Source organism: Candidatus Poriferisocius sp. (assembly GCF_965219815.1).
GTDB lineage: Bacteria > Actinomycetota > Acidimicrobiia > Acidimicrobiales > Bin134 > Poriferisocius.
This window is the reverse complement of sequence record NZ_OZ244791.1, coordinates 1,664,706-1,679,312: the sequence shown is the minus strand read 5'-3', so window position 1 is coordinate 1,679,312 and position 14,607 is coordinate 1,664,706. Positions and strand designations below refer to the sequence as shown.

The window sequence follows — 14,607 nt, the reverse complement described above, 5'->3', positions numbered from 1 at the left end:
ACAAATACAGGATCAGGGGTGCTGTTTCGCTCCATTCCCATCATACTTACCTCCCCTCGAAGTGACATGCTTGAAGTTACCTAAGCGTAAGTTGTTGCGAGTCGTGAGGCAATCGCTTTTGACGCCAATCGTGCGATGCCGAACACATGGTTGCCCGACTCAGCAACTGGGTCAGACTACCAGGGGAAATGTGGAATTTGGGAACGAATAATCAGACGCTGAACCGGTTTGGCCAATCGGATCGTTCAGCTAGGGCTCCAGGACGACTTTGATGGCGCCGGAGGCGCGGTTGGCGGCGATGGCGAAGGCTTCGGCGGGGGCGTCTAGGGGGAAGCGGTGGGTGATGATGGCGTCGGGGAGTTCGGGGAGCTGGGCCAGTACGGCGGCGGCCACGTCCATGTCTCGTGTGGGGCCGTGGCGGCCGTACATGGAGGAGGGCACCAGGGTGACCTCCTTCATGCTGATTTCTATGCCGGGCAACTCCACTGGGTCCCAGTAGCTGCCCAGGATGACGATCTTGCCGCCGGGGCGGCACTTCTTCACGGCATCAGCCAGGGCTGAGGAGGTGCCGGCGGCCTCTACCACGATGTCGTAGGGCTCATCAGTCAGCGGAACGGCGCCCAGGCGCTCGGCGGCTTCCTTCTGGGCGTCGTGGCGGGCCGAGATGGCCACCTCGCACCCGGCCAGACCGGCTACGGCCAACGCGGTCTGGCCCACGGCGCCGCCGCCGACAACGGCCACCCGCATGTCGCCCCGCAGTCCGGCCAGGCGGAAGCCGTGTACCGCAATGCCCAGGGGCTCCACCAGGCAGGCATCCCGGGGGTCGGCCCCGGAGGGCAAGGGCACGATGGCCTCGGGCCACATGAGAATCTCGTCGGCCATTCCCCCGTCGCGGGAGATCCCGGCGATGTCGGTGAGGGTGACTGGGCAGCGGTTGTAGTCGCCAGCCAGGCACAGCTCGCAGGTGCCGCAGCCGTGGATGGGCTCGATGGCCACCGGACGGCCGTCGTCCAGCCAGCCGGCGAATTCGTGGCCGATGGTGAACGTGTTGAGCATTCCCAGCTCGAGCATGTGCAGGTCGGAGCCGCACACCCCCGCGGATGCCATCTTGACGCGCACACCCTCGCCTTCCGGGGGGGCTACCTCTACCGTCGCGGCCTGGCCGTCGACGCATCGCACTGCTCTCATGGCTTCATCCTTTCACCAGGCTGGCTGACGCCTTCCCTCACAAGCCCTTCGGGCGGGTGCCGATAACACCCTCTGCCTCTAGCGCGGCAATCTCGTCGGCCGACAGGCCTAGCTCGGCCAATATCTCATGGTTGTGCTGGCCTAGGGCTGGCGACGGGGAGATGATCCAGCGGTCGACCGAGGCAAACCGGTAGGGCATCCCCGGCATGGGGTGGGTCCCCACCGCCGGATGCTCGACCATCTCGAACAGCCCCCGGTGGGCAAGCTGGGGGTTCTCATGCTGGATCCGGGGATCCCAGGCCGGGGCGGCGGGCACGCCCGCGGTCACCAGCCGAGCCACCGCGTCGTCGAGGTCCTGTTCAGCAGCCCAGGCGTACAACCCCTCATCTATGGCGTCGTGGCCCGCCCGTCGGCCCGCGTCGGTGGCGTATTCCGACCGGTCGGCCCACTCCGGCAACCCCAGAACCTCCACCAGCGCCTGCCACTGCTCGTCGGTGGCCACGGCCAGCGCCAGCCATTGCTCGTGACCCCGGCAGGGGTACAGGCCCTGGGGTGCGGCGTAGGGACTCCGGTTGCCGGCCCGCTCCATCACATTCCCGTAGGCGGTGTATTCCACGATCTGCTCGGCCGAGCAGTTGAGCGCGGCCTCCACCATGGTGGACTCCACGAACACCCCTTGTCCGGTGCGCTCCCTAACGGCGAGGCCCAAGATCGCGGCATAGGCACCGTGCATCCCGGCGATGGGGTCGCACGGCCCCCGCATGATGCGGGGCTGGTCGTAGGTATGGCCGGTGACCCAGGCCATGCCGGTGAGCTGCTCCATGGTCTGGGCGAACCCGACCCGCTCCCGCCACGGCCCGCTCAAACCGAACGCGGGCATCCGGGTGAACACCGCCTGGGGGTTGCGGGCCGACACGGCTTCCCAGCTGAGGCCCCACTTCTCCACCACCCGCGGGGAGAAGTTCTCCACCACCACGTCGGCCTCCTCGATGAGCCGCCACAACAGGTCCATGCCCGCGTCGGTGTCCAAGTCGAGGGTGAGGTCGCGCTTGTTGTGGTTTATGGCCACGAACATCGAACTCCACTCCCACCAGTCCTCGGTGCCGAACATGAACCCGGTCATCCGCATGCCGTCGGGATGGCCGGTGGACTCGATGTGGAGCACATCGGCCCCCAGCATGGCCAGCGTGCCGGTGGCCGAAGGCCCGGCCCACCAGCTGGTGAGGTCCAAAACCCTTACGTCAGCTAGCGGTAGATCAGGATCGGCGTCGGCAGCCGACGGCACCGGCCGCGGGCGGGCTTCGATCGTCCCGGTGTGCTCGCCCAGTTGAGGAGCGGGCGTGGCCGGCCGTCGCTCCCCGCCGTCGTCCATCAGGTAGGGCGGACGGGGCTGGAGGAACCCGCCGGGGTTGCGCACGAACACCCCCCGGGCGACGAACTGCTCGTTGTCGAGCACGCTGCGCCCGTCGTTGACCTCGGCCACCGGCACCCGCAGATCAGACGCCGCCTTGATGATCTCGGCCACGGTGTGGCGAGAGGTCCACGGGTGGACCATGGCATTCCACTCGTCCAGGCGACCGGCCCTCTCCCCGATCTGGCTCCACTCGGTGTCGATGAGGTCGGGGCGCTCGATCATCAGCACGAAGCCCTGATACTGGAGGGCGGTGTTGGTGTTGAACCCCACCCAGCCGTCGAGGGCGGGCTCGATGGAGGGCGCCTCCACCGACCGGGCCACCCGGTCGAAGTCGTGGCCGCCGCCCCGCATTGAGTGGGCCAGGTCGCTGAACGTGGTGGCGGCGATGCCCATCACGTCGGCCACCGCCAAGTCGATGTGCTCACCCCGCCCAGTGCGCCGGGCCCGCAGGATGGCCGACAGCACCGCCGGACCCGCATAGGCGCCGGATGTCCATTCGGCAATGCCGCCACCGCCGTGGATCGGGGGCTGGTCGGGCCGCCCCCGACAGGCGATGGCCCCGCACTGAGCCTGCACGGTGTACTCGGTGGACGGGTGGGAGACCAGCGGCCCATCCTGACCGAAGGGGGTCACCGACAGCACCACCAGATGGGGATGGCGCTCAGCCCAGGCCCGGCCGAATCCCGAACCGGCGGGGAACGACTCCACCACGGCATCAGCGGTGGCCACCAGTTCCTCGACATCAGGGTCGCCCGGCCCACCGACAACACCCCGCTTAGAGGCGTTGAGGAAGCCGAACAGCGCGCTGTCGCCCTCGAACTCGGCTCGAGTGGCCGACCAGCGGCGCACCGAGTCGCCCTCGGGCCCCTCCACCTTGATCACATCGGCCCCGGCATCGGCCAGCAGCTTTGATGCATAGGGGCCGGGCACCCCTGTCGAGAAGTCCACTACCCGGATGCCGGACAGGATCGAAGCCTGCATGTGGACGCCCTCGCCCGCACCCCCGACGTCAACCCGATCAGTGCGCTGGTTGGCCCCTGCCGTCATCGCGGTCTCACTGTTTCCCAGTCGGTTCGCACCCCGGTATCTTGTCGCATAAGAGGTTCCCGTACACTGGCCGACAGCCAGCTAACGATCGCAACAAAGGAACACTGCCGTGAAGCTCACCGATGTCAACTTGCTCGACCCCGACCGATTCGTGCGCCAGGAGCACCATGAGATGTTCAAGGTGCTGCGAGACCAAGACCCCGTCTTCTTGCACCAAGACCCCCATGGGCCGGCGTTCTGGAACGTGGTCAAACACGCCGACCTCGTCGAGGTGAACCGCGACACCGAGCGCTTCTCCTCTGAGCTCGGCGGCACGTCCATCCCCGATCCGGGCACCCGCGACAACGGCGCCCCGGATTCCCGGGGCGTGATGATGCTCACCACCGATCCACCCAAGCACACCCGCTACCGGCGGCTGGTGAACAAGGGCTTCACCCCCCGCATGATCGGCCTGATCGAGCAGTACCTGCGCCACCGGGCCATCTTGATCGTCGACAACGTGATCGAGAAGGGCGAGGCCGACTTCGTGGTCGACTTGGCCTCTGAGCTCCCGCTCCAGGCCATCGCCGAGATCATGGGCGTGCCCCAGGAAGACCGCATGAAGCTGTTCGACTGGTCCAACCGCTTGATCGGCGTCGACGACCCCGAGTACGTCGAGGACCGCGAAAGCAGCCTCTCGGCCGGTGCGGAGCTGTATGCCTACACCAACCAGCTGGCCAAGGACCGAGCGGAAAACCCCCGCGACGACATCGTCACCAAGCTCATCAACGCGGAGATCGACGGCGACCGGCTCACCGATCTGGAATTCGACATGTTCATGCTGCTGCTCACCGTGGCCGGCAACGAGACCACCCGCAACGCCACCGCCCAAGGGATGCTGGCCCTCATGGACCACCCCGAGCAGTTCGACATCATGAAGAACTCCTCCGACGGGGTGACCGACACCCATATCGACGAGATCCTGCGGTGGTCCACCCCCGTGCTGCACTTCCGCCGCACCGCCACCGAGGACACCGAGATCAGGGGCCAGCACATCGACAAGAACGACAAGATCGTCATGTGGCACATCTCGGCCAACCGGGATGAAGAGGTGTTCGACGACCCCTTCACCTTCGACGTGAATCGCACCCCCAATGAGCAGATCTCTTTCGGCGGCGGTGGAGCCCACTACTGCCTGGGCGCCAACCTGGCCAAAATGGAGCTGCGCCTCATCTTCCAGGAGATCATCGAGCGCATACCCGACATCCACCGCGTAGGCGAGCCCGAGTGGCTCCGCTCCAACTTCATCGGCGGCGTCAAACACCTCCCCGTCGCCTGGACCCCCGGCAAAAAAGTCAACCCCGGCCCCGCCCCCGACCAAAACCTCTCAACCCTGGTCTAAGGAGCGGAGAACGCCCCAGATGAACGAACCAATAGCCCTCACACGTGTTGACATCCGCGAGGTGTGGCCAAAAGAAGAGAGGAACTTCACACCATGGATGGCCGACCATGTCGAAATCCTCGGTGAACATATTGGCATCGGCGAACTCTCAGCTGAGGATACCGAAGTCTCCATTTCCGGTGGGCGAGAGCTAGATGTGCTTGCTATCGACGCAAATGGAGCAAAGTGGGCAATCGAAAACCAGTATGGCGAAGGCGACCACGATCACTTCACTCGCGGGCTCGCCTACGCAGTCGCACTCAAGTGTCGAGCGGTTGTTATCGTGGCAGAGAACCACAAGGAAGAGTTCATCGCTGTCGCTGATGAATGGAACCGATATTCAGAGAGCTACGGTGAAGACGGAATTCGCTTATTTCTCGCAGTCATTGAAGCATGGAAGATCGGCGATTCAGCACCGGGATTCCGCTTCAGGCTTGTTGCAGGTCCAAATGAGTGGAAGGTTGACGCTCGGTCGAGGGCTGCGAATAGCGCATCCAAAGCAGCTAAAGCGGAGGCGTGCAAGCAATTCTGGTCGCAACTGCTGGATCCACTCAAAGCAAAAAGCCCACTGTTCCGGCAAATAGGACCCAGGAAAGGGACCTACATCGATATCACAAGCGGCTCTTGCAAATATCAGATTTGGGTCAAATCCGACAGCTGCCACATCCAACTACGAATCGACTCCAGGGATCCAGGTGAGAACCACGGGCTATTCGAGGAAATAGAACGCTCTCGGGATTCTATCGAACAGCGATTCGGTGATGCACTGGAGTGGAAACCGTCCGAAGGCCTCCAAGGCTGCATAATCCGATACGACGTCGAGGGCAGCCCAGGCCTGAAGACGCCTGAAGGCGAGCGTCCGCCTGGTATCGACAAGCTAGTTGACACAGTCATTCGGTTTCACGACGCCCTAGACCCCGTTGTGAGCAAACTGGAATGACGCTAAGCAATGAGCTGCCAACACAGATTCTTGTCAAGCTTTGACAGATAGTATGTCACCTAGAATGACTGAGATACCTCAGCTCGTTGAGCTGGATGCTCGTCGGCGTGTGGCCCTCGGAAAGTTCGGTAAACCCGAGCACACCCGCTACCTGGTCACCGAGCATCCTGATGGGTCGCTATTGCTCACGCCGGCGGTCGTCATGACCGTCCACGAGGCGGCGCTTCTGCGCAATCCTGAGCTCGTGGCCCAAATCGAAGAAGACTTGGCTGACCCATCGAGGGCTACTCCATCATCAGCTCGTCGGCCCACTTCTGTAGAGGCCTAGATCCTCTGGCAGTCGACTCCACATCACGACATCGGGTTGGTCGTCTTTGACCGGCTCCCAAGCCCGCAGGATGCCTTCCCGCTGATAGCCGCAACGCTCGGCCACCCGTTGGGATGCCGGATTGTCGACATGGGTCACGAGGTGAACCCGGGCCAGGCCGTGCTCGGAGAATGCCCAGTCGGTGATCAGATTGAGGGCTTCGGAGGCGATTCCTTGACCCCGGTGCTGCCTGTCGAGCCAATAGAACGCCTCCCCCCGCCGGAATTGGGGCTCTAGCAGGATGCCCATCTGACCGATGCAGCGATCCGAAGGAGGCAAAGTGATCGCGAATGCGAAAAGACCCTGATCCCACCGTGCCAGCCGCTGCTCAATCCACTCTCGAGCCTGCGCTTCAGTCATCTCCTCCGGCATCATCGTGAATCGGCGAATTTCCGGATCCTGGCACGACTCAGCGATGTCGACCGCGTCCTCGACCCGAAACGGTCGCAAGAGCACTCGCTCCCCGGCAATCGTGGTGAACGGAACTGCCACAACCCCCAGTCTCCCAGAACCCCAAGCCTGCGAGTCCCTTGGACAGCCATGTCATGTCTATCGCCCTAACACCTCGAGGCCGTGTTGGGCGGTGGATGCCGCGAGGCGGTCGTCGAAGGTGGCGATGGCGCGCGCATTCAAATCGAGGGCGGTGTCGAGAACGATTGCGTCGGGGAGCCTCAGCCCGGTGTCTGCCCGCAGCTTCGCCCATCGCAGCGGTGCGCCATCGTCCACATCGGGCACCACGAACGCGGCTCGAAGCCCCTCAGATGCGCTCTCGACCACCCCGAGAAGAGCCGGCGCCACAAGGCACTCGGCCAAGGTCACTGGGTGCAGGAGCGCCTCTTCGTCGGCGACCTCGCCATTGATCGCCACCGCCCGGGAATGATGCTCGTCGCCTGGATCCCGCAGGGCCACAACCCAGCTGGCGTCGGCCACAATCATGCGGGCCAGTCTTGGGACCGGTCATATAGGGCCGAAGAGCCGGGCAATGAGCCCTCCAGAACCGCCCTGGCCTGAGACCTCGATGTGGGCGACCGGCCGCTGGCCACCCAGTCCAGCATGATTAGCCGTATGAGCTTCGCCCGCGGGACATCGGACCACTTCCGAGACGCCTCATCGAGGATCTCGGAAATCTCCTCGGTTTCGGTCACCGAGTGACGAGGGCGGGTTGTCGGCATCCCCAAAAGTGTAGCACTAAGTGCAGCACTTAATGCCTGCTTGCAATTATCGGGACGCGTCAATGCAATTCGCCGGGCCATCCCACGACAGCATGTGCTGGTCCAGAGTGAGCAGGGGGCACTCCTGGACTAGCGCGGTGGCCAAGATGAATCGGTCTGCGGTGTCCCCGGTGGTCAGGCCCATCTCCCCCAATTGAGCGGCCTGTTCTGCTTCCATCGACCCGATGGGCAGATCCCTGACCCCGGCGGCAACCATTCGCATCCGGAGAAGGGCCACGTTGAGCTCCACAACTAGGCGCCGCTTGGACTGCAAGAGGGCCAACTCCCAATAGGTGATCGCGCTGACCGCCGCCTCGCCTCGCCGAGTGGCTTGATCTACCCGCCAGATGGCTTCGGTCCCCAGCTTGCCGTCAGCCACGCCCCAGCAGAACCGGAGCACGACATTGGTGTCCAGCAGCAGCATCAGCCGCCTTGGTCGGGAAAGCCGATGACGAGATCGGGTTCTTGCCTGTCCCAGCTGGAGAGAACCTCCTCGGTGATCTCCTCATTGCCAAACCCCACGCTTTCTTTGTCGAAATCAAACCCTTCGGGCAGCGTGACAATGTCCCGACAAAAGCCGAAGAGCGACCCAGTGAACTCCTCCTGGGGAGAGCGAGGAGGTCGGACCTCAGCTACCGGCCGGCCGTTCTTGGTAATGACAATCTCATGCCCATCGCACACCGCATCCAAGAGCGGCCCGCAATTGGCCCGGAACTCGCTCACCGAGACGGTCGCAGAAGACAGGTGGTCACGGGGCAGTGCCATTTTGCCAGGCTAGCGGCAGAAACAGATTTTGTACATGAATGTACAAATCTGTTGGTCCCACAAATCCCGCAGTCTCCTGAAACATTGGGCTATACCATCCTCCTGCCTGAAGGAGAGCCTGTATGACCGCCAAGCCTGACCCTCTTACCGTCCCGTTCGGGACGGTCTTCTGCGACTGGATGACGACGGCACGGGCTGATGGCGGGCCGCTTGTCTATGGCGGGGCTCCGGAGCCGTTCGGGGATTTGAGCTTGAGTCCGGCGGCGCACGTGCTGCATTACGGAAGCTCGGTGTTTGAGGGATTGAAGGCTCATCGCCAGGTTGACGGGTCGGTAGCCATCTTCCGGCTGGACAGCCATGTGGCCCGCATGGTCACCAGCGCCGCCTGCTTGCGGCTGCCCGAGATCGATCCCAGCATGCTGCGGCAGATGACCATCGACACGGTTGCGGCCAACGCCGACGAGGTCCCCGATCCGCCGGGGTCGCTCTATATCCGCCCGACTCTGGTGGGCACCGGGGCCGACATCGGCGCGGCGGCCCATCCCGCCCCCTCCGCGCTGTTGTTCGTGGTCAACTCCCCGGTGGGCGACTACTTCAAGGGAGGCATCCGACCCCTCACACTTCAAGTCGAGTCGTCCACACCCCGTACCGTGCCCCAGTTCGGCATGGTGAAGTGCGCGGCCAACTATGCAATGGCCCTGGGTTCCACGCTGGATGCGATGGCCACCAACGAGGCAGTCGACCAAGTGCTGTTCGCCAGCGACGGCGACATCACCGAAACCGGCGCCTCCAACTTCTTCCTGGCCGGCGACGAGCGCATCGTCACCCGGCACCTCGACGAGTCGTTCCTGCACGGCGTGACCCGGGACTCGGTGATCCAGCTCGCCCGCCACCTCGACTACGACGTGGAGGAACGCGCCATCGACCCCGAGGAACTCGTCGACTGGGCCGAGCGGGGCGAGGCCTTCCTATCGGGCACAGCCGCCGGCGTCACCCCCGTCGGCACCATCCTCTACTCGGGCAAGACCCTCACCATCGGCGACGGCCAGCCCGGACCCAACACCCTGCGCCTTCGCCAAGCACTCACCGAAATCCAAACCGGCGCGGCCCCCGACCCGTTCAACTGGCGCACCCCAATAACAAGCACCTAGGCGGCAGCGGCCATCGCGGATGCGGCCCCCGGCTAGCCACTACAGTCAGAATCGCATCACGCTATAGAGATGGCCGACTAGGGACTTTTGCTATGACCTCCGTGCCAACCGAATCGCAAGCCGCAACCGGCTCCTTTGCCAAGCCGCCGCCTGCCACTGAGGCAGACCCGCACAACCCGCTGCACAACGCCTTTTGGAGGCGGGATCGCCGGGTGGTGGACGAAGACTTGAAGCAGGTGTGCTCTCGACCGCTCACGTTCTATCCCGGGTTCGAGTTCACTGGTGATCTGGAGAGCGTGGATACGCCGGGCGCTTGGTTCATTACCCGGCATTCGTCCATCTTGGAGGTGTCGCGCAACCCGCAGGTCTACTCCTCGTCGTCCGGCATCACCATCAACGACTTCCCGCCGGAGTTCAACGAGTACTTCAACTCGATCATCGCCATGGACGACCCCCGCCACGCCCGGCTGAGAAAGATCGTCTCAGCGGGCTTCACCCCGCGGATGCTGGCCCGGCTGGAGGACTCAGTGCAGGACCAGGCCCGGCTGATCGTGGACGAGGTGTGCGAGCGGGGCGAGTGCGACTTCGTCACCGACGTGGCCGCCCGGCTGCCGCTTCGCATCGTGTGCGACCTGATGGGGATTCCCGCGTCCGAGCACGACTTCGTGTTCGACCAGTCGAACGTGATCCTGGGGGCGGCCGACGACGAGTACGTCCCCGAGTTCGGCGACTTCGTCACTGCAATCCTCATGGCCGGAGAGGCCCTGTCGAACCTGATGGACGAGGTGGCGGAATCGAAGGTGGGGGTGGATACCGGCGACCTGACCAGTGTTTTGGTCAACGCCGAGGTGGACGGGGAGCGGCTCACCCGGGCCGAGCTGGCCAGCTTCTTCATCTTGTTGGTGGTGGCCGGCAACGAGACCACCCGCAACGCCATCAGCTGGGGTCTGGTGTTCCTCACCGACCACCCCGACCAGCGCAAGATCTGGACTGACGATTTCGATGGCGTGTCCCACAGCGCGGTAGAGGAGATTGTGCGCCTGGCCAGCCCGGTCACCTACATGCGCCGAACGGTGCTGAGCGACACCGAGCTGGAGGGCCAGAAGATCGATGAGGGCGACATGGTGGTCATGAACTACTTGTGCGCCAACCGGGACGAATCGGTGTTCGACGACCCGCTGGCCTTCAACGTGCTACGCGACCCGAACCCCCACATCGGCTACGGCGGACCTGGACCGCACTTCTGCTTAGGCGCGCATCTGGCCCGCCGGGAGATCAAGGTGATGTTCCGCGAGATCTTCGAGCGCATCGGCGACATCCGGGCCACCGGCGAGCCCGACCCGCTCTCATCGGCGTTCATCCACGGCATCAAGCACCTGCCTGCGGAGTTCACCCCCTCTGGGCCAACTGGTTGAGCGTCTCACGGTCGAGGTGGCGGAACACGCCCTCGGCTAGGACGGTGACCTGGCCGTCTTGGAGGGCGTGACCCTTGACCTCGGTGATGGTGCCGTCGAATTTCTCCACCCACCCCTCGAACACGGTCTCTGTATCGAGCAGGGTGGGGCGCTTGTAGCGCACCGACAGCATCATGGTGGGGCCGCTGGCGTTTCTGGTGGAGCAGGCGCTGGTGAACACCATGTCGAAGGCTGAGGCGATGGCCGCGCCGTGGACGCAGCCGGGCGGTCCCTCGTACACGGTGGAGAACACCGCTCGGCCCCGGGTCTTGGGCGGGTCGGACTCCATGTCGACCACCATCTCCACCGGCACCGCGGCGGGATTGCATATGCCGGTCACGTAGTCGAACGGCGCCCGCAGGTGGGTGATGGGCGGGCCCTCCATCTCATGGCCGCCGGGGCCGAAACGGGGCGGGGGCTCGGCGGGCACATGGGCCTCGATTCGGTCGGCCAGGGCGTTGGCCTCTTCGGCCAGCGCGGCGGTGTCGGCGGGCGAGGCGGTGTTGGTGACGGTGGCAGCCACCAGCCGGCGCACCGCGTCGGCCAGCGCCCGCAGCTCCCGCTCCCGGCCGGCCACCGCGGGATGGTCGATGGCCTGGAACGGGCCTCCTGGCTGATTGATATGGGCCACGACGGCAACGGTATGGTGCGGACAGCATCACGGCGCAACCAGGCGCCCAAGAACCCCAATCCCGCTAGGAGAGCCCCCATGCCCATCGACCCCACCGCTGTCGGCGCCGAGAGCGACCCGAGCACCTCGAGCTGGAAGTCGAAAGACGCCCTCTTGTATGCCCTGGGCGTGGGCGCGGGAATGAGCGATCCCACCGGGTTCGAGCTGGAGTTCACCACCGAGAACACCAAGGACGTGGAGCAGAAGGCCCTGCCCACCATGTGCGTGGTGCTGGGCGGCGGGGTTGGCGGTTCCAACAGCCCGCTGGCCAAGATCGGCACCTACAACCCGGCGCTCCTGGTACACGGCGAGCAGGGGTTCACCCTCCACAAGCCGCTGCCGGTGGAGGCCACGGTCAGCTCGGTCACCCGCGTGGCCGGCATCTACGACAAAGGCAAGGCCGCCCTGGTGGTGCTGGAGAGCGACGTTACTGATACCGCCGACGGCCAGCCGCTGTTCACCAACGTCACCTCGCTGTTCATCCGGGGCGAAGGGGGCTGGGACGGCGACCGGGGTCCGGCCAGCCCGCCCAAGGTCCCTGAGCGCGACGCCGACCACGTGGTGACCTACCAGACCCGCACCGACCAGGCCCTGCTGTACCGGCTCAACGGCGACCGCAACCCGCTGCACTCCGACCCGTCGTTTGCTGCTGCGGGCGGATTCGACACCCCGATCCTGCACGGCTTGTGTACTTACGGCTTCACCGGGCGGGCGCTGCTCCATTCCTTGTGCGACAGCGACCCGGCCCGATTCAAGAGCATGCACGGGCGGTTCTCCTCGCCGGTGCTGCCGGGAGAGACCCTCGACGTCCACATTTGGGACGAGGGCGGCGGATCGGCCCGGTTCCAAACCCGGGTGGGCGACCGAGTGGTGCTCGACGCCGGGACCGTCACCTTCGCCTAGGCGCCGGGCTAACGGTCCGGAGACCAGCCTGACGCTCTTCGGCTACTCGCCGAAGGCCGCGTCGATGTGCTGATCGACCAGCGCGGTGATGGGCAGTTCGACGCCCAGCTCCTCGGCCAGGGCCAGCGCGCCCCTCAGGTCTTTGTGGGCGATCTGGGTGAAGCTGCCCCCGAAAGCCGGGGGCGGATAGGTGGGCGGTCCGGTGAACACGCCCACGTGAGGGCCGATGTTGCGGTCGGAGTAGCTCACGATCTCAGCAAACGCCCCTAGGTCCACATCGGCTGCCGCCGCCAGAGCGATAGCCTCGTAGGCCACGGCCAATTCGGCATAAGTGATGAGGTTGCGGGCCACTTTGGCTTTCAGCGCAGAGCCCAGCGGGCCCACGTTGACCACCATTCCGCCGTAGCGCTCGAAATGGGGTCGGCCTCGCTCGGTGTGGGCCTCATCGCCGCCGCAAAGCACTACCAGGTCACGACTCCGCGCCGACGGGGTGCCCCCAGTCACCGGGGCATCGATCAACGCCACCCCCACCTCGGCGGCCTCGGCGGCCAGATCGATCACCGTGGCGGGCAGCACGGTGGAGTGGACGGCCACCAGCGCCCCCGACTCGGCGGCTCCGGCGATGGCCCCGTCGTCGCCCTGACACACTTGGCGTACCTGGGCGTCGTCGATCACCACCACTGCCACTAGGTCCACTAGTCGAGCCAGCTCCCCCACCGAGCCGGCCGGAATCCCGCCCAGCTCGGTGAACCGGTCCATGGCCTCCTCGGAGACGTCGAAGCCCACCACAGTCACCTCGTCGTCCCACTGGCCGGTGAGCACGCCCTCGGCGATGGCGCCGCCCATGTCGCCCAGTCCGATGATTCCCAGTCGGGTCATGGCATCTGTCTCTTTCTGCTCGGGGTTCTCAGCGAAGTGGCCGGAAGAAGGCCCGTACCTCTTCCACCAGCTTGTTTGGGTTCTCCAGGGCCGGGAAGTGGCCGCCGTCATCCACCTCGGTCCACCGGGTGATGTTGTAGTAGGGCTCGGCCAACTCCCGGGGAGGGCGGTTCTTCTCGTTGAACACCGCCACCCCGGTGGGCACCGCAATCCTCGGAGGCTGGTTGAACGCGGAGCCGGCTCCAAAGCTCTCGTAGTACATGCGCATCGACGGGCCGATGGTGGCGGTGGCCCAGTAGATGGTGAGCAGGGTGCACAGTTCGTCGAGCGTGTAGCGCCGAGCGAGGTCTCGCCCGCCGGGGCCGTCGATGTCGCTCCACCGCCACCACTTCTCGATGATCCAGGCGGCCAAGCCGGCGGGCGAGTCGGTTAGCCCCACCGCCGCGGTCTGCGGCTTGGTGCGCTGGAGGTGTACGTAGCCCCACTCTCGGTCGCGGTACTGCTTGACGCCCTCCCACCATTGGCGCTGCTCGTCGGTGAGGGCGGCCTCGTCGATGGGCGGGGCCACCATGTTGAGGTGGATGCCGACCATGCGTTCAGGATGCATGGCGCCCAGTGCCGCGCTCACCGCGGAGCCCCAGTCGCCGCCTTGGGCACCGAACCGCTCATAGCCCAGCGCGGCCATCAGCTCGGCCCACATGTCGGCTACTCGGGCCGACGACACCCCCGGCTGGGCGGGCGGGGACGAGAACCCGTAGCCGGGCAACGACGGGGCCACCACGTGGAAGGCGTCGGCGGGGTCTCCGCCGTGGGCCGCAGGATCGCTGAGCGGGCCGACCACCTTGTGCATCTCCCAGAAACAACTCGGCCAGCCGTGGGTGATGACCAGCGGAAGCGGGTCGGGTCCCTGGCCCTCGGCATGGACGAAGTGGATGTCGAAGCCGTCGATGCGCTGGGTGTACTGGGGCAGCTCGTTGAGCGCGGCCTCGTGGGCCCGCCAGTCGTAGTCGTGGCGCCAGTAGCGGCACAGCTCGGCGATGTAGGCGGTGTCGGAGCCGTAGTCCCACCCCACCCCCTCCAGCGCCTGGGGCCAGCGGGTGGCGTCCAGGCGCCGATGCAGGTCTTCGATCACCTCATCGGGCACCACAATCCGAAACGGTTCAGCCACGGCGACAGGGTAGCGAGACAGCTCGCCCGG

16 protein-coding genes are annotated in these 14,607 nt (G+C 65.2%); 6 read left to right on the top strand and 10 right to left on the bottom strand.

Annotation, left to right across the window (positions count from 1 at the left end; translation table 11 throughout):
* Nucleotides 1–249: 249 nt before the first annotated feature.
* Nucleotides 250–1,188 (bottom strand): zinc-dependent alcohol dehydrogenase, encoded by a 939-nt coding sequence (locus tag ACOQPI_RS07955; protein WP_420619138.1) that lies wholly within the window; start codon nucleotides 1,186–1,188, stop codon nucleotides 250–252.
* Between the two features lie 37 nt (nucleotides 1,189–1,225).
* On the bottom strand, nucleotides 1,226–3,649 hold the full coding sequence (locus ACOQPI_RS07950) for a CaiB/BaiF CoA transferase family protein (protein WP_420619137.1): 2,424 nt from the start codon (nucleotides 3,647–3,649) through the stop codon (nucleotides 1,226–1,228).
* A gap of 109 nt (nucleotides 3,650–3,758) precedes the next feature.
* Here ACOQPI_RS07950 and ACOQPI_RS07945 point away from each other — a divergent pair, with 109 nt between their 5' ends.
* The 3 genes from ACOQPI_RS07945 (at nucleotide 3,759) to ACOQPI_RS07935 (ending at nucleotide 6,337) form a co-directional block, all read left to right on the top strand.
* Nucleotides 3,759–5,030: a cytochrome P450 gene (locus ACOQPI_RS07945; RefSeq protein ID WP_420619136.1), complete on the top strand. Its 1,272-nt coding sequence runs from the start codon at nucleotides 3,759–3,761 to the stop codon at nucleotides 5,028–5,030.
* A 19-nt stretch (nucleotides 5,031–5,049) separates the two neighbouring features.
* Nucleotides 5,050–6,009: a DUF4268 domain-containing protein gene (locus ACOQPI_RS07940; protein WP_420619135.1), complete on the top strand. Its 960-nt coding sequence runs from the start codon at nucleotides 5,050–5,052 to the stop codon at nucleotides 6,007–6,009.
* A 64-nt stretch (nucleotides 6,010–6,073) separates the two neighbouring features.
* Entirely contained in the window at nucleotides 6,074–6,337 is a 264-nt protein-coding gene (locus tag ACOQPI_RS07935; protein ID WP_420619134.1) for a hypothetical protein, read from the top strand.
* Here the strand turns inward: ACOQPI_RS07935 and ACOQPI_RS07930 are convergent.
* From ACOQPI_RS07930 to ACOQPI_RS07910, 5 genes are read right to left on the bottom strand one after another with little or no spacing between them, the layout of a single operon-like run.
* Entirely contained in the window at nucleotides 6,305–6,868 is a 564-nt protein-coding gene (locus tag ACOQPI_RS07930) for a GNAT family N-acetyltransferase (RefSeq protein WP_420619133.1), read from the bottom strand. The genes ACOQPI_RS07935 and ACOQPI_RS07930 overlap by 33 nt on opposite strands.
* A 57-nt stretch (nucleotides 6,869–6,925) precedes the next feature.
* The gene (locus ACOQPI_RS07925; protein WP_420619132.1) at nucleotides 6,926–7,312 is read right to left on the bottom strand and encodes a type II toxin-antitoxin system VapC family toxin; all 387 of its coding nucleotides are present in this window, start codon (nucleotides 7,310–7,312) and stop codon (nucleotides 6,926–6,928) included.
* Complete coding sequence (locus tag ACOQPI_RS07920; protein WP_420619131.1) at nucleotides 7,309–7,548, bottom strand: hypothetical protein; 240 nt, start codon at nucleotides 7,546–7,548, stop codon at nucleotides 7,309–7,311. The genes ACOQPI_RS07925 and ACOQPI_RS07920 overlap by 4 nt, the downstream gene beginning before the upstream one ends.
* 46 nt (nucleotides 7,549–7,594) lie before the next feature.
* Complete coding sequence (locus tag ACOQPI_RS07915; RefSeq protein ID WP_420619130.1) at nucleotides 7,595–8,011, bottom strand: PIN domain-containing protein; 417 nt, start codon at nucleotides 8,009–8,011, stop codon at nucleotides 7,595–7,597.
* Complete coding sequence (locus ACOQPI_RS07910; RefSeq protein ID WP_420619129.1) at nucleotides 8,011–8,352, bottom strand: type II toxin-antitoxin system Phd/YefM family antitoxin; 342 nt, start codon at nucleotides 8,350–8,352, stop codon at nucleotides 8,011–8,013. The genes ACOQPI_RS07915 and ACOQPI_RS07910 overlap by 1 nt, the downstream gene beginning before the upstream one ends.
* Nucleotides 8,353–8,474: 122 nt before the next feature.
* Between ACOQPI_RS07910 and ilvE the strand changes: the two genes are divergently transcribed.
* On the top strand, nucleotides 8,475–9,503 hold the full coding sequence (gene ilvE, locus ACOQPI_RS07905) for a branched-chain-amino-acid transaminase (RefSeq protein WP_420619128.1): 1,029 nt from the start codon (nucleotides 8,475–8,477) through the stop codon (nucleotides 9,501–9,503).
* A gap of 92 nt (nucleotides 9,504–9,595) precedes the next feature.
* Nucleotides 9,596–10,918, top strand: coding sequence for a cytochrome P450 (locus ACOQPI_RS07900; protein ID WP_420619127.1), 1,323 nt, complete (start codon nucleotides 9,596–9,598; stop codon nucleotides 10,916–10,918).
* Here the strand turns inward: ACOQPI_RS07900 and ACOQPI_RS07895 are convergent.
* Nucleotides 10,893–11,588, bottom strand: a complete 696-nt coding sequence (locus ACOQPI_RS07895) for a PaaI family thioesterase (protein ID WP_420619126.1) — start codon at nucleotides 11,586–11,588, stop codon at nucleotides 10,893–10,895. The genes ACOQPI_RS07900 and ACOQPI_RS07895 overlap by 26 nt on opposite strands.
* 78 nt (nucleotides 11,589–11,666) lie before the next feature.
* On the opposite strand from ACOQPI_RS07895, the gene ACOQPI_RS07890 reads away from it, so the two are divergent.
* Nucleotides 11,667–12,530, top strand: a complete 864-nt coding sequence (locus ACOQPI_RS07890; protein WP_420619125.1) for a MaoC/PaaZ C-terminal domain-containing protein — start codon at nucleotides 11,667–11,669, stop codon at nucleotides 12,528–12,530.
* Nucleotides 12,531–12,572: 42 nt separating this feature from the next.
* Here ACOQPI_RS07890 and ACOQPI_RS07885 read toward each other — a convergent pair whose 3' ends face one another.
* The gene (locus ACOQPI_RS07885; protein WP_420619124.1) at nucleotides 12,573–13,409 is read right to left on the bottom strand and encodes an NAD(P)-dependent oxidoreductase; all 837 of its coding nucleotides are present in this window, start codon (nucleotides 13,407–13,409) and stop codon (nucleotides 12,573–12,575) included.
* 28 nt (nucleotides 13,410–13,437) lie between these two features.
* Nucleotides 13,438–14,577: an epoxide hydrolase family protein gene (locus ACOQPI_RS07880; RefSeq protein ID WP_420619123.1), complete on the bottom strand. Its 1,140-nt coding sequence runs from the start codon at nucleotides 14,575–14,577 to the stop codon at nucleotides 13,438–13,440.
* Nucleotides 14,578–14,607: the final 30 nt, after the last annotated feature.

Bases quoted from the DNA above. Each gene is read 5' to 3' on its own strand.
- ACOQPI_RS07955 (WP_420619138.1), bottom strand. From the start codon at position 1,188: ATGAGAGCAGTGCGATGCGTCGACGGCCAGGCCGCGACGGTAGAGGTA.
- ACOQPI_RS07950 (WP_420619137.1), bottom strand. From the start codon at position 3,649: ATGACGGCAGGGGCCAACCAGCGCACTGATCGGGTTGACGTCGGGGGT.
- ACOQPI_RS07940 (WP_420619135.1), top strand. From the start codon at position 5,050: ATGAACGAACCAATAGCCCTCACACGTGTTGACATCCGCGAGGTGTGG.
- ACOQPI_RS07935 (WP_420619134.1), top strand. From the start codon at position 6,074: ATGACTGAGATACCTCAGCTCGTTGAGCTGGATGCTCGTCGGCGTGTG.
- ACOQPI_RS07925 (WP_420619132.1), bottom strand. From the start codon at position 7,312: ATGATTGTGGCCGACGCCAGCTGGGTTGTGGCCCTGCGGGATCCAGGC.
- ACOQPI_RS07920 (WP_420619131.1), bottom strand. From the start codon at position 7,548: ATGCCGACAACCCGCCCTCGTCACTCGGTGACCGAAACCGAGGAGATT.
- ACOQPI_RS07915 (WP_420619130.1), bottom strand. From the start codon at position 8,011: ATGCTGCTGCTGGACACCAATGTCGTGCTCCGGTTCTGCTGGGGCGTG.
- ACOQPI_RS07910 (WP_420619129.1), bottom strand. From the start codon at position 8,352: ATGGCACTGCCCCGTGACCACCTGTCTTCTGCGACCGTCTCGGTGAGC.
- ilvE (WP_420619128.1), top strand. From the start codon at position 8,475: ATGACCGCCAAGCCTGACCCTCTTACCGTCCCGTTCGGGACGGTCTTC.
- ACOQPI_RS07900 (WP_420619127.1), top strand. From the start codon at position 9,596: ATGACCTCCGTGCCAACCGAATCGCAAGCCGCAACCGGCTCCTTTGCC.
- ACOQPI_RS07890 (WP_420619125.1), top strand. From the start codon at position 11,667: ATGCCCATCGACCCCACCGCTGTCGGCGCCGAGAGCGACCCGAGCACC.
- ACOQPI_RS07885 (WP_420619124.1), bottom strand. From the start codon at position 13,409: ATGACCCGACTGGGAATCATCGGACTGGGCGACATGGGCGGCGCCATC.